At 60.7% G+C, this 17906-nt stretch carries 16 protein-coding genes; 9 read left to right on the forward strand and 7 right to left on the reverse strand.

The window, feature by feature from the left end; translation table 11 throughout:
- Window positions 1-29 precede the first annotated feature (29 nt).
- The 5 genes from PMI36_RS17210 (at window position 30) to PMI36_RS17190 (ending at window position 4414) form a co-directional block, all read left to right on the forward strand.
- Window positions 30-1004, forward strand: a complete 975-nt coding sequence (locus PMI36_RS17210; RefSeq protein WP_008071286.1) for a YVTN family beta-propeller repeat protein — start codon at window positions 30-32, stop codon at window positions 1002-1004.
- Entirely contained in the window at window positions 1001-1732 is a 732-nt protein-coding gene (locus tag PMI36_RS17205; protein ID WP_008071287.1) for an ABC transporter ATP-binding protein, read from the forward strand. Before PMI36_RS17210 ends, PMI36_RS17205 begins: the two co-directional genes overlap by 4 nt.
- Entirely contained in the window at window positions 1729-2520 is a 792-nt protein-coding gene (locus PMI36_RS17200) for an ABC transporter permease (protein WP_008071289.1), read from the forward strand. Before PMI36_RS17205 ends, PMI36_RS17200 begins: the two co-directional genes overlap by 4 nt.
- 614 nt (window positions 2521-3134) lie before the next feature.
- Complete coding sequence (locus PMI36_RS17195) at window positions 3135-3692, forward strand: PQQ-dependent catabolism-associated CXXCW motif protein (protein WP_008071290.1); 558 nt, start codon at window positions 3135-3137, stop codon at window positions 3690-3692.
- Between the two features lie 56 nt (window positions 3693-3748).
- The gene (locus PMI36_RS17190) at window positions 3749-4414 is read left to right on the forward strand and encodes a response regulator transcription factor (RefSeq protein WP_007895134.1); all 666 of its coding nucleotides are present in this window, start codon (window positions 3749-3751) and stop codon (window positions 4412-4414) included.
- Window positions 4415-4556: 142 nt separating this feature from the next.
- Here PMI36_RS17190 and nahK read toward each other — a convergent pair whose 3' ends face one another.
- The 6 genes from nahK to PMI36_RS17160 all read right to left on the reverse strand — a co-directional run bounded on the left by nahK (window position 4557) and on the right by PMI36_RS17160 (window position 12570).
- Window positions 4557-7151, reverse strand: a complete 2595-nt coding sequence (gene nahK, locus PMI36_RS17185; protein ID WP_008071292.1) for a hybrid sensor histidine kinase/response regulator NahK/ErcS' — start codon at window positions 7149-7151, stop codon at window positions 4557-4559.
- On the reverse strand, window positions 7120-8283 hold the full coding sequence (gene nosP, locus PMI36_RS17180; RefSeq protein ID WP_008071294.1) for a nitric oxide-sensing protein NosP: 1164 nt from the start codon (window positions 8281-8283) through the stop codon (window positions 7120-7122). The genes nahK and nosP overlap by 32 nt, the downstream gene beginning before the upstream one ends.
- Window positions 8284-8540: 257 nt before the next feature.
- A complete protein-coding gene (locus PMI36_RS17175) occupies window positions 8541-9725 on the reverse strand; it encodes a porin (RefSeq protein ID WP_008071296.1) in 1185 nt (394 codons plus the stop codon).
- Between the two features lie 265 nt (window positions 9726-9990).
- Window positions 9991-10797: a sulfite exporter TauE/SafE family protein gene (locus tag PMI36_RS17170; protein WP_008071298.1), complete on the reverse strand. Its 807-nt coding sequence runs from the start codon at window positions 10795-10797 to the stop codon at window positions 9991-9993.
- A 9-nt stretch (window positions 10798-10806) separates the two neighbouring features.
- Window positions 10807-12051 (reverse strand): NAD(P)/FAD-dependent oxidoreductase, encoded by a 1245-nt coding sequence (locus PMI36_RS17165; protein WP_008071299.1) that lies wholly within the window; start codon window positions 12049-12051, stop codon window positions 10807-10809.
- 183 nt (window positions 12052-12234) lie between these two features.
- Entirely contained in the window at window positions 12235-12570 is a 336-nt protein-coding gene (locus PMI36_RS17160; protein WP_032830345.1) for an ArsR/SmtB family transcription factor, read from the reverse strand.
- A 104-nt stretch (window positions 12571-12674) separates the two neighbouring features.
- Between PMI36_RS17160 and PMI36_RS17155 the strand changes: the two genes are divergently transcribed.
- Window positions 12675-13538: an MBL fold metallo-hydrolase gene (locus tag PMI36_RS17155; protein WP_008071301.1), complete on the forward strand. Its 864-nt coding sequence runs from the start codon at window positions 12675-12677 to the stop codon at window positions 13536-13538.
- Between the two features lie 114 nt (window positions 13539-13652).
- On the opposite strand, the gene bkdR is transcribed toward PMI36_RS17155, so the two are convergent.
- Window positions 13653-14141: a Bkd operon transcriptional regulator BkdR gene (gene bkdR, locus PMI36_RS17150; RefSeq protein WP_007895124.1), complete on the reverse strand. Its 489-nt coding sequence runs from the start codon at window positions 14139-14141 to the stop codon at window positions 13653-13655.
- Window positions 14142-14326: 185 nt separating this feature from the next.
- Between bkdR and PMI36_RS17145 the strand changes: the two genes are divergently transcribed.
- Genes PMI36_RS17145 through PMI36_RS17135 form a run of 3 tightly spaced genes read left to right on the forward strand, consistent with a single transcriptional unit; the run spans window position 14327 to window position 17891 of the window.
- Complete coding sequence (locus PMI36_RS17145; RefSeq protein ID WP_008071303.1) at window positions 14327-15562, forward strand: 3-methyl-2-oxobutanoate dehydrogenase (2-methylpropanoyl-transferring) subunit alpha; 1236 nt, start codon at window positions 14327-14329, stop codon at window positions 15560-15562.
- Window position 15563: 1 nt separating this feature from the next.
- Complete coding sequence (locus PMI36_RS17140; RefSeq protein WP_007895121.1) at window positions 15564-16622, forward strand: alpha-ketoacid dehydrogenase subunit beta; 1059 nt, start codon at window positions 15564-15566, stop codon at window positions 16620-16622.
- Window positions 16623-17891, forward strand: coding sequence for a dihydrolipoamide acetyltransferase family protein (locus tag PMI36_RS17135; RefSeq protein ID WP_008071305.1), 1269 nt, complete (start codon window positions 16623-16625; stop codon window positions 17889-17891).
- Window positions 17892-17906: the final 15 nt, after the last annotated feature.

The following is a 17906-nucleotide window of genomic DNA, read 5'->3' on the forward strand; positions in this document are numbered from 1 at the left end:
TTCACGACAACAACAATAAGGAATCTGCCATGCGCCGCACCCTGCTTTCCTATGCCCTACTTTCCTGCACCCTGCTGCTCGCCGCCGGGCACGCCGCTGCCAGCACCGCCTGGGTCTCCAACGAAAAGGACAACAGCCTGAGCCTGATCGATATGCAGACCCTGCAAGTCACCGACACCCTGCCCGTCGGCCAGCGCCCGCGCGGCCTGTTGCTGTCCCACGACAACAAGTTGCTGTACATCTGCGCCAGCGATTCGGACCGGGTCCAGGTGATGGACATCGCCACGCGCAAGATCATCAAGGAACTGCCCTCGGGCAAAGACCCCGAGCAATTCGCCCTGCACCCCAACAATCGCTGGTTGTACGTCTCCAACGAAGACGATGCGCTGGTGACGGTGATCGACACCGAAACTTCCAAAGTGCTCGGGCAGATCAACGTTGGCGTCGAGCCCGAAGGCATGGCCGTCAGCCCCGACGGCAAGTGGGCGGTGAACACCAGTGAAACCACCAACATGCTGCACTGGATCGACACCAGCACCCAGACCCTGGCCGACAACACCCTGGTCGATCAGCGGCCGCGCTTCGTCGAATTCAATCCCGATGGCTCGCAGCTGTGGGCCTCGGCGGAAATCGGCGGCACCGTGACAATTCTCGACGTCGCCAGCCGCAAGGTCCTCAAGACCCTGACCTTCCAGATCAAAGGCGTGCACCCGGACAAAGTCCAGCCGGTGGGGATCAAACTCAGCGCCGACGGCAAGTACGGTTTCGTCGCCCTCGGCCCGGCCAACCATGTGGCGGTGATCGACGCCAAGACCTTCGAGATTGTCGATTACCTGCTGGTGGGCCGACGGGTCTGGCAGATGTCGTTCACCCCGGATCAACGCCAATTACTGGCCACCAATGGCGTCAGTGGCGACGTATCGGTGATCGATGTCGACAGCCTCAAGGTCACTAAATCGGTGAAGGTCGGGCGCTATCCGTGGGGCGTGGTGGTGACGCCATGAACGCCCTTGAAGTCAGCGACCTGAGTTTCGCTTACGGCCAGCGGGAGGCCTTGCGTCAGGTGAGTTTCAATCTGGCAGCGGGGCGTTTTGCGGCGCTGCTCGGACCGAACGGTGCGGGGAAGTCGACGTTGATTGCCCTGCTCACCCGCCTTTATGATGTGCAGCGTGGTGATATTCGGGTCGGCGGCTGTTCGTTGCGCAATGCCACACGCCCGGCGCTCAAGCAATTGGGCGTGGTGTTCCAGCAAAGCACGTTGGATCTGGACCTCAGCGTCGAGCAAAACCTGCGTTATCACGCCGCGCTGCATGGCCTGTCCCGGCGCCAGACCAACCTGCGAGTCGACGCCGAGCTGGCGCGCCAGGCCCTGACCGAGCGCCGTGGCGAACGGGTGCGTAATCTCAATGGCGGCCATCGCCGCCGGGTGGAAATCGCCCGTGCGTTGCTGCATGAGCCAAGCCTGTTGCTGCTCGATGAGGCCAGCGTCGGCCTCGATCCGGCCAGTCGCCTGGCGCTCAACCAACACATCCGCAGCCTGTGCCGCGAGCACACCATCAGCGTGCTCTGGACCACTCATTTACTCGACGAAGTACAGCCCAGGGACGACTTGCTGATCCTGCACCAAGGGAGGTTGGTGGCCAGCGGACAGGCTGAGACGTTGAGCCTGGAACATGGCGGCGACCTCGGTTCGGCCTTCACTCGACTGACGACTTCAGGGGCAGCCCAATGAACGCCTACTGGCAATGTTTCAGCGGTATCGTGCTGCGCGAATGGCTGCGCTTTGTGTTGCAGCGCACGCGGTTTCTCAGCGCGCTGGTGCGGCCGTTGCTGTGGCTGCTGGTGTTCGCTGCCGGTTTTCGCGCGGCACTCGGCATCGCCATCATCGAGCCCTACGACACTTACATTCCCTATGAGGTTTACATCATCCCGGGCCTGGCCTGCATGATCCTGTTGTTCAACGGCATGCAAGGTTCGCTGTCGATGGTCTACGACCGGGAGATGGGCAGCATGCGCGTGCTGCTGACCAGCCCCCTGCCCCGGACCTTCCTGCTGTGCAGCAAATTGCTGGCGACGTCGCTGATTTCGTTGTTGCAGGTGTATGCCTTTCTGGCGATTGCCTGGCTGTACGGTGTGCAACCGCCGGCCATGGGTTTGTTGCTGGCCTTGCCGGCATTGCTGCTGGTGGCGTTGATGCTCAGCGCGCTGGGCCTGTTGCTGTCCAATGCCATCCGCCAACTGGAAAACTTTGCCGGGGTGATGAACTTCGTGATCTTCCCGCTGTTTTTCCTGTCGTCGGCGCTGTATCCGCTGTGGAAAATGCGCGAGTCCAGCGAGTGGCTGTATTGGCTGTGCGCCTTGAACCCCTTTACTCATGCGGTGGAACTGGTGCGGTTCGCGCTGTATGAACGCTTCAACCCGTTGGCGCTGGCGGTATGTACGGGGCTGACACTGATATTCACCCTGCTCGCCGTACTCACCTTCAACCCCCAGCATACGGCCCTGCGCAAATCCAACTGACAACACAATTCCCCCTGTGGGAGCGGGCTTGCCGCCAAGAAGTCAGTACATTCAACATCTCCGTCGACTGGCACACCGCTTTCGCGAGCAAGCCCGCTCCCACAGTTAATCTGGTGTTCACAGATTCTGTGTTCACACACTATTCAGCGTGGGAGCGCGCCTTGCGCAAAACCAACTGACAACACAATTCCCCTGTGGGAGCGGGCTTGCTCGCGAAGAGGCCAGTACATTCAACATCTCCGTCGACTGGCACACCGCTTTCGCGAGCAAGCCCGCTCCCACAGTTGATCTGGTGTTTACAGATTTTGTGTTCACACACTATTCAGCTTGGGAGCAGCCTTGCGCAAAACCAACTGACAACACACTCCCCTGTGGGAGCGGGCTTGCTCGCGAAGAGGCCAGTACATTCAACATCTCCGTCGACTGGCACACCGCCTTCGCGAGCAAGCCCGCTCCCACATTGGATCTTCATTGAACACAGCATTGGTGTACGACGCGGGTCCCATAAAACTAGACAAATTACTACTTTAGTACTGGTTTACCTGTCTATCGTCGCATTCACAACGCACCGCTACTGGCATGTAATGGGTTCATAACTATAAGGACTGCCCCCCATGCCGCGTGCCCGACGTGTTCTGCTGTGCCCTTCTCTCGCCGCGTTGTCGCTGAGCCTGTTGCTGGGCGCGGCGCAGGCCGAAACGGCGCTGTTCTCCGCCGAGGGTTATCGCATCGGTCTGTACCGCAGCCCGACGCCGACTCAGCTCCAGGGGGCGAGTATCATCGACACGCCTGCCCTGCAAAACCTGCTCAAGCACACGCCCCATCCGCTGCTGATCGATGTCTATCGCCGGCAATGGCTGCAAGGCCGTTTCATCGAAGACCAACCCCATGAAAACCTGCCCGGCAGCCACTGGCTGGCCAATACCGGTGACGGTGACCTGACACCCCCGTGGCAGGACTATTTCGCGCGCCACCTGCAACAATTGACGGCGGGCGACCTGACGCGACCGTTGGTCTTTTACTGCCGCTCCGATTGCTGGTTGAGCTGGAACGCGGTAAAACGCGCCGCGTCCATAGGCTATAAAACACTGTATTGGTACCGCGACGGACTGGATGCCTGGCAAGCGGCGAACCTGCCCGTGACGCCGGCCCGGCCCGAGCCCTTTCCCTGACTTAAGCGCTGCGTGTTGTTGCCACACCCGGATCAAAAATAATGAGGTGAAAGGCCATGTACAAAATTCTGATTGCCGACGATCACCCGCTGTTTCGCGAAGCCATTCATAACGTCATCAGCGACGGTTTCCCCGGCAGCGAGGTCATGGAGACCGCCGACCTCGACAGTGCCCTGGCCCTGACCCAGGAACACGACGACCTGGACCTGATCCTGCTCGACCTGAACATGCCCGGCATGCACGGCCTCAATGGCCTGATCAACCTGCGCAACGAGGCGCCGACCATTCCGGTGGTGATCGTCTCGGCCGAGCAGGACAAACAAATCGTGCTGCAAGCCATCACCTATGGCGCGGTGGGCTTCATTACCAAGTCCTCGCCACGGGTGCAGATGACCGACGCCATCCAGCAGATTCTCAATGGCAATGTGTACCTACCGCCGGACATTATCCGCACGCAAAAAAGCGGCACTCATCGCCGGATGAATGACACCCCGAGCTTCCCGCCCGAACTGCTCCAGGCGCTGACCCGCAAGCAGCTGCTGGTGCTTGAGCGCATGACCAAGGGCGAATCGAACAAACAGATCGCCTACACCCTGGAAATCGCCGAAACCACGGTCAAGGCCCACGTCTCGGCGATTTTGCGCAAACTCAATGTGCACAATCGGGTGCAGGCGATTTTGAGTGCCGGGGATATTGATTTCGGGTCGTATTTGCGGCGCTGAGTTCGCAGGCAACCAGAAGACCGAGTCGTCCCCTTCGCGAGCAAGCCCGCTCCCACATTGACCGAGTCGACTCAGATCTAATGTGGGAGCGGGCTTGCTCGCGAAGGGGCCCTAAAAATCACCCAACTCTCTCAGGCACACCTCAAGGCCGACCAAGCAAATGACTCATCGCCGTCTTGAGCTTCATCGGCCGCACCGGTTTGTGCATCAGGGTGTGGCCCAGTTCGCGAATCTGCTGTTTGAGTTCGTTGCTGTAGTTGGCAGTGATCATCATTGCCGGAATCGCTGAAGCGCGGCGGGCGTTGATGCGGGCCACGGCGTCGACACCATTCTTCTCGTCATCCAGGTGATAGTCGGCGATCAGCAGGTCGGCTTCGTCGTGGTAATTATCCACTTGCCGCGCCAGGTCCTCCTCCGACAGCGCCGTGATCACCCGGCAGCCCCAACCTTCGAGCAAGGTGCGCATCCCCGCGCAAATCGCCGCGTCGTTGTCCAGCACCCACACCCGCGCACCGCGCAGGCGCTCGAGCATCGGTTCGCTCATCAGCAGGCTCGGCAACGCCTTCGGCGCCGTGGCACTCAACGGTACTTCGACGGAAAACATCGAGCCCTGGCCCGGCCACGAACGCACGTGAATCCGGTGGCCAAGAATGCGCGCGATTTTCTCGACAATCGCCAGGCCCAGCCCCAAGCCGCGATCCTGATCGGGACGCTGCACATCACCGCGTTTGAACTCCTGAAAAATCTCCTCCAGACGGTTTTCAGCAATGCCCATGCCGCTGTCCCAGACCTCGATGGTCAGCCGCTGATGATGACGTCGGCAACCCAGCACCACGCGCCCGCTGTAGGTGTAGCGAATGGCATTGCTCAGCAGATTACGCAGGATCCGCGCGAGCAACTGAATGTCACTGCGCACCAGCGCCGAACACGGAATGAAATGCAGCTCGAGGCCTTCACTGCGGGCCACTTGGGTGTATTCGGCGGCGAGGTTTTCCAGCAATTCGCTCAGGGCGAACGGCGCAATATCCGCCTTGATCACCCCGGCATCGAGTTTGGAAATGTCCACCAGCGTGCCCAGCAGGTTTTCCACGTCTTCCAGGGAATTGCTGACGTTGCGCACCAGCGTCTCGTTGGCCACCGGCTCCCGGCGCTCCAGCAAGGCGCTGGTAAACAGCCGCGCGGCATTCAGCGGTTGCAGCAGATCGTGGCTGACCGCCGCAAGAAATTTGGTCTTCGACAGGTTGGCCTGCTCGGCCTCGAGTTTGGCCTCGCGCAAGCGCGATTCCACCCGGCGGCGTTCGTCGATTTCGCGCAGCAATTGGTCATTGAGGGTGGTCAGTTCGGTGGTGCGTTCGCGTACCCGCAACTCAAGGTTCTGATAGGCCTGATGCAGCGCCTCGGCGGTGCGGCGGCGCTCGGTGATGTCGCGGATCAACACGAAAATCCCCACCACTTCTCCAGTGGCCAGGCGATTGGGCACGTAGGAGCGCAGCATGTAGCGCTCCTGATTGTTGATGTTGGTTTCGGCAAACTCGAACGTCACGCTCTCACCCGCCAGGGCTCGGGCCACGTAGGCTTCCAGGCGTTGATAATGCTGCTCGCTGTGAACTTCGCGCAGGCTCTGCCCGAGCATCACGCCCCGGGGCCAGCAGTACCATTCTTCGTAGACCTTGTTAGTGAATTCATAAACCAGATCGGCATTCAGGTAGGCGATCAGCGCCGGCACATGGTCGGTGATCAGGCGAATCCAGCGCTCGCTTTCGCTGAGGGCTTCGGCATGCTGGTAGCGTTCGGTGATGTCGGTGAAGGTGTTGACGAAACCGCCGGTGGGCAACGGATGGGTGCGGATTTCCAGCACCCGGCCATCGTAGAGGCGCTGCTCGCATTCCTGCACGTGCCGCCCGTTTTGATCGCGACTGGCCGGGGTCAGCAGGTTCAATTCGCTGTCGGCGATCACTTCGGCGAACGGTCGATGGGCCGCCACCGGGGCCAGGCCGCTGAGCTCCAGGAAGCGCCGGTTCCACAGTTCCAGAATGCCCTCGGCGTTGACCATCGCCACCCCTTGGGACAGGTTGTCGACCGCCCGCTGCAACAAGTGCGATTTCTGCGCCACCGCCTGCTCGCGGCGCAGGGTTTCGCTGAGTTTGACGTCGGTAATGTCGGTGAACAGGATCACCCGCCCACCTTCCTGAGTCGGCCGTTCGCTAACTTGCAGCCAGCGCCCGTTGTGCAGACGATAGAGCAGGTTTTCGTCGGCATGCCCGCGGGGTTCTTCGCTGAACAGTCCGGTCGAGGTCATCAACCGCTTGACCTCGCGCAAGCGCATGCCGGCGTTGATCCGCACCCGGCTGTTGCCCCAGAACGCCTTGAAGCGGCTGTTGAACAGCACGATCCGCTGCTCGGCATCGAACAATACAAAGGCGTCGGAAATGCTTTCGATGGCGTCGATCAAGTGTTGATGGGCGGTTTCGGCCCGCAGCCGTGCCTCGCTGAGCAAATGATTGCCGGCCTTGAGTTCGGCCATGGCCTGGTTCAGGGCATCGGTGCGCTCACGCACCTGCTCGGCCAGCACCACCGAATGCTGGAACGCGGCATACGGGTCGTTGCCCCGGGTAATGCCGGATTCGATGCGTTCGATCAGCGCGCCGTTGATGCGCTGCAATTTGTGGTTTTCGCGGCGCAGGTTGGCGATCTGCGCCTGAAGGTCAGCGCTGTCCAGGGGAGCGGCCTCGGGCAATGGCAACCCCGGTGAAGGTCTGGTTGATGTGCATGCCATTGAACTGTTCTCCGTAGGTGTTGAAACCCATCACCCGCTGCTCCCGCAGAAACGCGCCGATCTGCTCGAGATTGCCGCCGTCTTCCAGTTCCAGACGCCTGAGAAAGCAGTCGCAGCCAATGGTCAGCAACAGGTCCCCGAGACGCTCCTGCAAACCATCGAACAGGTTTTGCAGATTCGGCAGCATGGGGCCGGGGGTCATGACGGTGAGGACGATGCCGTTTTCCACCGCACAGTAAAAACTCAGGCTCAGGTCCGGATGAACCTGCTGGATCGCCCGCACGTAATACTGATCATTGATTCGCACCGCCAACGGGTGCGCGGCAAACATTCGATAATCGAGGTCGGCCACCGCGACGCCGATGTGCCGGGCGTACTCCTCGGCAGCCGGTTCAGCGTTGAGTTCGAACACCCGGCGCGAGGCGCTGTCGGCAGCGGTGACCACCAGTTTCTCGGCCCTGGGCAGGATGTGGTGAGTGGTAAAGACTTCGAAGTCCAGCCAGGTATTGACCAGCACCACTACCGCCGCACCGCTGTGAAACTCGCCGCCGAAATACACGTGGGTATGGGTCAGGTAGTTGTCGTCGCCGGCTGAACCGCCAAAATGCGGAATGTCGCCCAACGCCGCGCTCAGGGCGGCTAGAACCATCTCTTCACGGCTGGACAAGCCATCGAGCAGGGTCAGGGCAAAGCTGTTGCCCTTGATCGGCGCCAAGGTGTTGCTGCGACAGCCACTGACCAATCGCTCGACCATTTGCTGGGCATCGATCAGGCTGAAATGCTCCATCTCATCGATCAGTTCGGTGGAGATGGAAAAATGCCGATGATCGAAGCCCACCGCCGTCACGCAGCTGCGGCCATAGCCTTGGGGGGTGATTTCTCCGGCACTGGTGCAACCCACCAGGCGAATGCCGCCGAAGCTCTGTTGCAACGCCTGCCCCAGCGCCTGCAAGTCGTACTCGGCGGAACAGAAGAACAGCACGAAACCCAAGTGGGGGTGCAAGAGTTGTCGCGCCAGATCCTGAGCCGCTTGCTGGGCATCGGTGGCCTGGGACATGGCACTGACCACACCGTCGTTCTGAACCTGCTGCATCCTCGCCCCTCGCCGGTGCGCCTGTATGAGGCACGAGTGTACGAAGCCTGCGGGCGGCGGCGAATGCTACTTGGGTAGCGGGTGGGTGGTTCGATGGGATGAGAGGGATGTCGTAGATCTACAAAACACCATACATCCCTGTGGGAGCGGGCTTGCTCGCGAAGGCGGCCTTCCAGTCAACAATGATGTTGCCTGACACTCCGCCTTCGCGAGCAAGCCCGCTCCCACATTGGATCTGCGTGATGCCGATGCTGTTGTTACCAGGTCAACACCGCCCCCACCGCAAACGTATCGGTGTCTTCATTCTGGGCCGTGGTGTCGTGGCCATTGATTTCGAACTGGTTGTACTCGGCCACCAGCTTCAGGTTGTCGTTGACGTCATGGAACAGCGCAATGCCGCGGGTCTCGTAATCGGCGCCGCTGCCGACCACGCCGTTGCCGTCGTCCTCGGTCTTGCCGTAAGACAATGCCAGGCGGTTTTTGCCCAGTTTGTAGGAGCCCTGCAACAGGTAACCGTCGCTGTCGACATTGCGCAGGGTCGGCTCGCCCGCGTTGTTGGTGAAGAACGGGTTGATGCCCTTGGCCTGGAAACCGGAGCCGGTCAGCGACAGCCCGCCCATCTTCGCCTGCACGCCGTAGCCGACGCCTTTGGAGGTGACGGACTCGACGCTGGAATCGGTGTTGTCCGACGTCTGGTAGCTGCCGTTGAGCCAGCTGTAAATCTTCGCCCCGCCGACGTCGAACTGATAGGTGATCTCGCTCTCGGTGCGCGGGTTCTCTTGGTACGCCTTGCCCGTCGCGCTGCTGTCGTTGGTGTCGACCGGGTCCATGATCCCGACCGCCACCCGCAAGCCGTCCATCACCGGGGTGCGATAGGTAATCTGCGAGGTCGGGAACGGGTACGGGTAGCCGCTGCCGATGTTGCCGAACGACACCCCGCCGCCGTCCACCAAGCCCAACGTATCGCTGACCTGACCATAACCGGCGAGCAATTCGTCGAGCAGGATGTTGGAGCGGGCAAACAGGCCAAAGTCCTTGCCGATCAGCACCTCGCCCCACTCTGGATTAGCCACCGTGCCGTAGAACTGCCGCACGTCGATGGCGGTGTCGGTGCCGTTGGTTTCGCTGTCGTTGATGGTCACCCAGAACGAGGCGCGGGCGCCGAGCTTGAGGTCATCGACCTGCTTGCCCATGTTGAAGCCCAGGTAGTTGGGCAGAAATCCCATCTTCACCCGCGCCTGGCGCCGGTCGTACTGCTCGCCGGCCCGGTCCACGTCGCTGTTCACGTAGAAGGCGTTGATGTAGCCATCCGTGGAGAACGTGGTCTGGTCCTTGTCGTACAGCATGATCTCGGCCTCGGCCATTGAGCTCAGGCCAAGGGACGACAGGCTGGCGATGAAGGCCGGCAAGAAACGATGCTTGAAGTTCTTATTGTTGTGCATGACGCGCTCCGCAACGGGGGACTTGATGTCGGAGGCGATTATCGAAAGTGGACCGGCGGCGTCATACGCTGCCTTGGGGGCGGTTTTGAAGTGCTTTGGAATGGCTGGCAATGCGCGACAATTACGGCGTAAGACCGCTGCTCGGCAAGGCTCGGAACTTAGGGTGTAGGCCTATGCACCCCAGGGGCCGTTTTTTGTAGGAGCCAGGCGTGCCGGCGAAGGCGTCCTTCGGTCAGCCCTCGCCGACAAGCCCGGCGCCTATCGGTCAGAAACTCGCCCTGAACAGCATGTAAACGGCGATCACCACGCAGACGCTGGCAAAGCCCATCTGCAGCCCTCGGACCGGCACCCGCGCGCAGAGCTTTCGACCGAGGATCATCCCGACGATGCTGGCGACAATGAACGACCCACCCAAACCATCGATCCGCACCCCGGCATGAAACGCGCCGATCACGCCGATCACCGAGATCAGGCTGATCACCATCAACGACGTGGCGACGATGCCGCGCATCTGCACATCGGTCAGTTGCTTGAATGCCGGCACAATCAGAAAGCCGCCACCGACCCCGAGCAAACCCGAAACCACACCGGTCACCGCGCCGAGTGCCGCCAGGGTGGCGGTGCATTTGGCGGTCCAGGAAAAGCGCCCGGTCTGCTGATCGAGCATGCAGTTCTTCTGGCCCCAGTTGGCATGCCCGTGATCGCTCGGGCCGTCGTCGGGCTTTTCCCGGCGCAGCATCCGCCAGGCCACCATGACCATCAGCAGACTGAACAGGATCATCAAGACCCTTTCCGGCAACTGATGGGCGAAGTAAATGCCCACCGGCGAAAACACCGCACCGAGCAGTGCAATCAACAACGCTGCGCGATAGCGGACCAGGCCATGGCGCAAACCGTCGATCGCACCGATAGCCGCCGCGCTGCCCACCGCGAACAAGGCGACGGGCGCCGCTTGGGTCATGGTCAAACCCAACCCCAGCACCAGGGCCGGTACTGCGAGAATGCCGCCACCGGCCCCGGTCAAACCCAGCACCAGACCCATGACAACGCCGAAAAAACTGGCCAGCAACATAGGGTTCTCTCAGTCAACCTTGGACAGATGGGTCAGCCATTCACGGCCCTTGAGCAGGCCATTCCAGTAGAACCACGGCAGCAGGGTCGCCTTGAGGAACCAGGCTGAACGGCGCGGCACAATCGGGTCGAGGGGAAAGGTCGGCAGCAACTTACCGGCGTAACCGAACTCGGCGAGGATCACCTTGCCCTTCTCCACCGTCAGCGGGCAGGAACCGTAGCCGTCGTACTTGAGTGGCAACGGCTGTTGCTTGCGCAGGGCCAGAAGGTTTTGCGCCACCACCACGATCTGCTTGCGCGCGGCGGCGGCAGTTTTCGCGTTGCTGGTGGAACAGACATCGCCCAAGGCAAAGACGTCGGTATAGCGCACGTGTTGCAGGCTGTGCGGGTTCACTTCGCACCAGCCAGCGGCGTCGGCCAACGGGCTTTGGCGGATGAAATCCGGCGAGACCTGAGGCGGCACGACGTGCAGCAGGTCGAAGGTTTTTTCTACTACGGTCACGACACCTGCAGCGTCCTTGACCTCGAACCACGCAGTTTTCGACGGCCCGTCAACCTTGACCAGATTGGAATTGAAAGCCAGCCGGGCGTTGTACTTTTCGATGTACTTCATGAGCGGCGGCACGAATGTCGCCACGCCGAACAACGCAGCGCCAGCCAGATTGAACTCGACGTCGAACTTGCTCAAAACACCGGTTTTGCGCCAGTGATCGCAGGACAAGTACAAGGCTTTCTGCGGTGCACCGGCGCATTTGATCGGCACCGCGGGCTGGGTGAAGATCGCTTTGCCGCCGCGCAATCCCTGGACCAGTTCCCACGTGTAGGCCGCGTGCCGATAGCTGTAATTGGAAGTCACGCCGTTCTGGCCGAGGGTGTCCTGCAAGCCTTCGATTTTCTCCCAGGCCAGGCGCAAACCGGGGCAGACAACGAGGTTCCGGTAACTGACGGTGCAGCCATCATCGAGAGTCAGCTGTTTGCTGTCCGGGGCAATGTCAGTCACGGACGCCTGCAGCCAAGTGGCTTGGCGCGGCATCACCGAGGACATCGGGCGCACGGTGTTTTTCACCGCATAAGCACCGCCGCCCACCAGCGTCCACGCCGGTTGGTAGTAATGCTGGCTGTCGGGTTCGATGACGGTGATGTTTAAACCCGGATCGCGTTTCAGCAGGCTGGCAACCAAACCAATGCCGGCGGTCCCGCCGCCTATTACCACGATGTCGGCACTGATGGATGGGCCCCAGTGTTGATCGTTCATCATTCATTCCTTGTTATTGCACGCGTGGCTCAAGGTTCAGTCCTGATGCCAGTCAGTTAAGCGCAATCCATGTGGGAGCGGGCTTGCTCGCGAAGACGGCGGCACAGTCAACATTGATGTCGCCTGACACACCGCTTTCGCGAGCAAGCCCGCTCCCACATGGGATTGCGCTTGGCATCAGGCTCAGCCCCAGCTTTTCAACACCGCTCCGCAGTACAGGCCGGACAGCGTCTTCATCACCTGAATCACTTCGTGACTGGCTAAACCATAGAATATGTACTTGCCTTCACGACGGGTGACTACCAATCCCTCGTCGCGCAGGATGCCCAGCTGTTGGGACAGTGTGGGCTGGCGCACGCCGGTCATTTTTTCCAGTTCGCCGACGTTGCGCTCGCCCTGGGTCAATTGGCAGAGAATCAGCAAGCGGTCCTCGTTGGCCAAGGCTTTGAGCAGCGCACAAGCCTTGGAGGCGGAGGCCCGGAGCTGGGCGACTTCACATTCGGTCAGACTGGATTGCATTTGCAGGATGCCTTCGACGTCACTTAAGCTACGGACATTATGTTTAAACATAAAGTGTTGCAACCGGTTATTGTCCTCCCGCCCCTTTCCACAGGTTCGTACCCATGTCTGCGTTGATTGAAGCCTTCCTCGACCCCGCCTCGTCGACCTACAGCTACGTGATCTACGAGCACGATGGCGGGCACTGCGCGATTGTCGACCCGGTGCTGGATTACGACCCCGCCGCCGGGCGCACCGCGACCATCCAGGCCGACAAAATCATCGCCTTCGTGCGCGAACATCAGTTGCAGGTGCAATGGCTGCTGGAAACCCACGCCCATGCCGATCACCTGTCGGCCGCGCCTTATCTGCGTCGGGAATTGGGGGGCAAGATTGCGATTGGTGAGTCGATCAGCAAGGTTCAGGACGTGTTCAAGACGCTGTTCAATCTGGAGCCGGAGTTTAGCGTCGATGGTTCACAGTTCGATCATCTGTTCGCGCCGGACGAGTCATTCCGGATCGGCAATCTCAAGGCCACGGCCCTGCATGTGCCCGGGCATACCCCGGCGGACATGGCCTATTTGATCGACGGCGATGTGATTCTGGTGGGCGATAGTTTGTTCATGCCGGACGTCGGCACCGCGCGTTGCGACTTCCCTGGCGGCAACGCCAACCAGATGTTTGCCTCGATCCACAAACTGCTGGCCTTCCCCGCCAGCGTTCGCCTCTATGTCTGCCACGATTACCCGCCCACCGGCCGCGCCCCGCAATGCCAGAGTACGGTCGGCGAGCAGCGCAAAAGCAACATCCATATTCACGATGGCATTGATGAGGCCACCTTCGTCGCCATGCGCACCCGGCGCGATGCCGGGTTGGGCATGCCGACGTTGTTGTTGCCGGCGATTCAGGTGAATGTGCGGGCGGGGAATTTGCCGCCGGCGGAAGAGAATGGCGTGACTTACCTGAAGATTCCGATTAACAAGCTGTAAATCAAGATCAAAAGATCGCAGCCTTCGGCAGCTCCTACGGGGCCGGATGCATCCGCAAGACCACGGTGCATGCGATCAATGTAGGAGCTGGCGAAGCCTGCGATATTTTGATCTTCAATTGGCCAGGGTCAACCCATTCGCCGGCAACGGCAGCGCCGTCTTATACCGCACCTGCTTGAGCGCAAAGCTCGAACGGATGTTCGCCACCCCCGGCACTTTGGTCAAAAAATCCATCATGAAGCGCTCCAGCGACTGAATGGTCGGCACCAGTACGCGGATCAGATAGTCCGGGTCGCCGGCCATCAAATAGCACTCCATCACTTCCGGGCGATCCGAGATCGCCTCTTCGAAATGCTGCAACGCCTCCTCCACCTGTTTCTCCAGGCTGACGTGAATGAACACATTCACATGCAGCCCCAACAGTTCGGCATCGAGCAGGGTCACTTGCTCACGAATCAGCCCTAGTTCTTCCATCGCCTTGACCCGGTTGAAGCACGGCGTCGGCGACAGGTTCACCGAGCGCGCAAGGTCGGCGTTGGTGATGCGCGCGTTCTCCTGAAGGCTGTTGAGAATGCCGATATCGGTACGGTCCAGTTTGCGCATGAGACAAAACCACCTGCTTTTTATGTTTATGCAGAATTTTTATCCTTAAATAACCTTATGCGCAACGAAACACAGAGAAATATTCTTCTGGGCCCGGCCTATGATTGTTGTAGGACAAGATTTCTTCTACCGAGGAATGACTGCCAGCTCACTACAAGAAATTCACAAGATCGAGCGTAGAAGCCATGAACCAAGCGTACGAACCGCTGCGCCTGCACGTTCCCGAACCTTCGGGCCGCCCCGGCTGCAAAACCGACTTCTCCTACCTGCATCTGACTGACGCAGGCCTGGTGCGCAAACCCCCAATCGACGTTGAACCGGCCGACACGGCTGATCTGGCCAAAGGCCTGATTCGCGTGCTCGACGACCAGGGCAATGCCCTCGGCCCGTGGGCTGAAGGCGTGCCAGTCGAGATCCTGCGAAAAGGCATGCGCGCCATGCTCAAGACGCGGATTTTCGACAACCGCATGGTGGTCGCCCAGCGTCAGAAAAAAATGTCGTTCTACATGCAAAGCCTTGGCGAAGAAGCCATCGGCAGCGCCCAGGCCCTGGCCTTGAACATCGACGACATGTGCTTCCCCACCTACCGTCAACAAAGCATCCTGATGGCCCGCGAAGTGCCATTGGTGGACCTGATCTGCCAACTGCTGTCCAACGAGCGTGATCCGCTCAAGGGGCGTCAGTTGCCGATCATGTACTCGGTCAAAGACGCCGGTTTCTTCACCATTTCCGGCAACCTCGCCACCCAATTCGTACAAGGCGTGGGCTGGGGCATGGCCTCGGCGATCAAGGGCGACACCAAAATCGCCTCGGCCTGGATCGGCGACGGTGCTACCGCTGAATCGGACTTCCACACCGCCCTCACCTTCGCCCACGTCTACCGCGCGCCGGTGATCCTCAACGTGGTCAACAACCAGTGGGCAATCTCGACGTTCCAGGCGATTGCCGGCGGTGAAGCCACTACCTTCGCCGGTCGCGGCGTCGGTTGCGGCATCGCCTCCCTGCGGGTCGATGGCAACGATTTTGTCGCGGTGTACGCCGCCTCTTCCTGGGCCGCCGAACGCGCGCGCCGCAACCTCGGCCCGACCATGATCGAATGGGTCACCTACCGCGCCGGCCCGCACTCGACGTCCGATGATCCGTCCAAATACCGTCCTGCCGACGATTGGAGCCACTTCCCGTTGGGCGACCCGATTGCGCGTCTCAAGCAGCACCTGATCAAAATCGGTCAGTGGTCCGAAGAGGAGCACGTCGCCGTCAGCGCCGAACTGGAAGCCGAAGTGATCGCCGCACAGAAAGAAGCCGAGCAGTACGGCACCCTCGCCGGCGGCCAGATTCCGAGCGCCGCAACCATGTTCGAAGACGTCTACAAAGAGATGCCGGAGCACTTGAAGCGCCAGCGTCAAGAGTTGGGGATCTGACATGAACGATCACAACAACAAAATCGAGTTGGAAACCGCCATGACCACGACCACCATGACCATGATCCAGGCCCTGCGCTCGGCCATGGATGTGATGCTTGAGCGTGACGATAACGTCGTGGTGTTCGGCCAGGACGTGGGCTACTTCGGCGGCGTGTTCCGTTGCACCGAAGGCCTGCAGAACAAGTACGGCACCTCCCGCGTATTCGACGCACCGATCTCTGAAAGCGGCATCGTTGGCGTCGCCGTGGGCATGGGCGCCTACGGTTTGCGGCCGGTGGCCGAGATCCAGTTCGCCGATTATGTTTACCCGGCGTCGGACCAGATCATTTCCGAAGCCGCCCGCCTGCGTTATCGCTCGGCCGGCGAGTTCACTGCGCCGATGACCCTGCGCATGCCATGCGGCGGCGGCATCTACGGCGGCCAGACCCACAGCCAGAGCATCGAGGCGATGTTCACCCAGGTCTGCGGTTTGCGCACGGTCATGCCGTCCAACCCTTACGACGCCAAAGGCCTGCTGATCGCCTCCATCGAAAACGATGACCCGGTGATCTTCCTCGAGCCAAAACGCCTGTACAACGGCCCGTTCGACGGCCACCACGACCGTCCGGTAACCCCATGGTCGAAACACCCCGCCGCACAAGTGCCGGACGGTTACTACACCGTGCCGCTGGATGTCGCTGCCATCGCTCGTCCGGGCAAGGACGTGACCATCCTGACTTACGGCACCACGGTTTATGTATCGCAAGTGGCCGCTGAAGAAACCGGTATCGACGCCGAGGTCATCGACCTGCGCAGCCTGTGGCCACTGGACCTGGACACCATCGTCAAGTCGGTGAAGAAAACCGGCCGTTGCGTGATCGTTCACGAAGCGACCCGCACCTGCGGCTTCGGCGCCGAACTGGTCGCGCTGGTGCAAGAGCATTGCTTCCACTACCTGGAAGCGCCTATCGAACGCGTCACCGGTTGGGACACTCCCTACCCGCACGCGCAAGAGTGGGCGTATTTCCCTGGTCCGTCCCGTGTGGGCGCGGCTTTGCATCGGGTTATGGAGGTCTGAATGGGCACGCACGTTATCAAGATGCCGGACATTGGCGAAGGCATCGCAGAAGTTGAACTGTCTCAGTGGCACGTCAAGGTCGGCGACATGGTCGTCGAAGATCAGGTGCTGGCCGATGTCATGACCGACAAGGCGATGGTCGACATCCCGTCCCCGGTGCATGGCAAGGTGATTGCGCTGGGCGGCCAGCCTGGCGAAGTCATGGCAGTCGGCAGCATCCTGATCAGCATCGAAGTCGAAGGCGCGGGCAACGTTAAAGAGTCGGCTCAGCCAGTAGCGGTTAAAGAAGCACCCGCTGCAGCGCCTAAAGTTGAAGCCGTTGTTGAAAGCAAACCGGTTGCGGCGCCTCGCCCGGCCGCCGCGTGCCAAGGCCCGATGGTTGCCCGTGAAGCCGATGAGCGTCCACTGGCCTCCCCGGCCGTGCGCAAGCATGCGCTGGACCTCGGCATTCAATTGCGTCTGGTGCATGGCAGCGGCCCTGCCGGTCGGATTCTGCACGAAGATCTCGAAGCCTATCTGGCTCAGGGTCAGTCGAACGCATCGACCGCCACCGCCGCTTACGCCCAGCGTAACGACGAAGAGCAAATCCCGGTGATCGGCATGCGCCGCAAGATCGCCCAGCGCATGCAAGACGCCACCCAGCGTGCTGCCCACTTCAGTTACGTCGAGGAAATCGACGTCACTGCCGTGGAAGAACTGCGCGCACACTTGAACGAAAAACACGGTGCGACTCGCGGCAAGCTGACCTTGCTGCCATTCCTGGTCCGCGCGCTGGTCGTGGCTCTGCGCGACTTCCCGCAGATCAACGCCCGTTACGACGACGAAGCGCAAGTCATCACCCGCCTCGGCGCGGTGCATGTGGGCGTCGCCACCCAAGCCGACATCGGTTTGATGGTGCCTGTTGTGCGCCATGCCGAAACCCGCAGCCTGTGGGACAGCGCCGCGGAAATCTCGCGTCTGGCCACCGCTGCGCGCACTGGCAAGGCCAGCCGCGATGAGCTGTCCGGCTCGACCATCACCCTGACCAGCCTCGGCGCCTTGGGTGGCATCGTTAGCACCCCGGTGCTGAACCTGCCGGAAGTGGCGATCGTCGGCGTGAACAAAATCGTCGAACGGCCGATGGTCGTCAAAGGCCAGATCGTGATCCGCAAGATGATGAACCTCTCCAGCTCCTTCGATCACCGCGTGGTCGATGGCATGGACGCGGCGCAATTCATCCAGGCCGTTCGTGGTCTGCTCGAACAACCTGCGACGCTGTTCGTTGAATAAGCATTTGTGGAGCAA

The organism is Pseudomonas sp. GM79 (assembly GCF_000282495.1).
Classification (GTDB): Bacteria; Pseudomonadota; Gammaproteobacteria; order Pseudomonadales; family Pseudomonadaceae; genus Aquipseudomonas.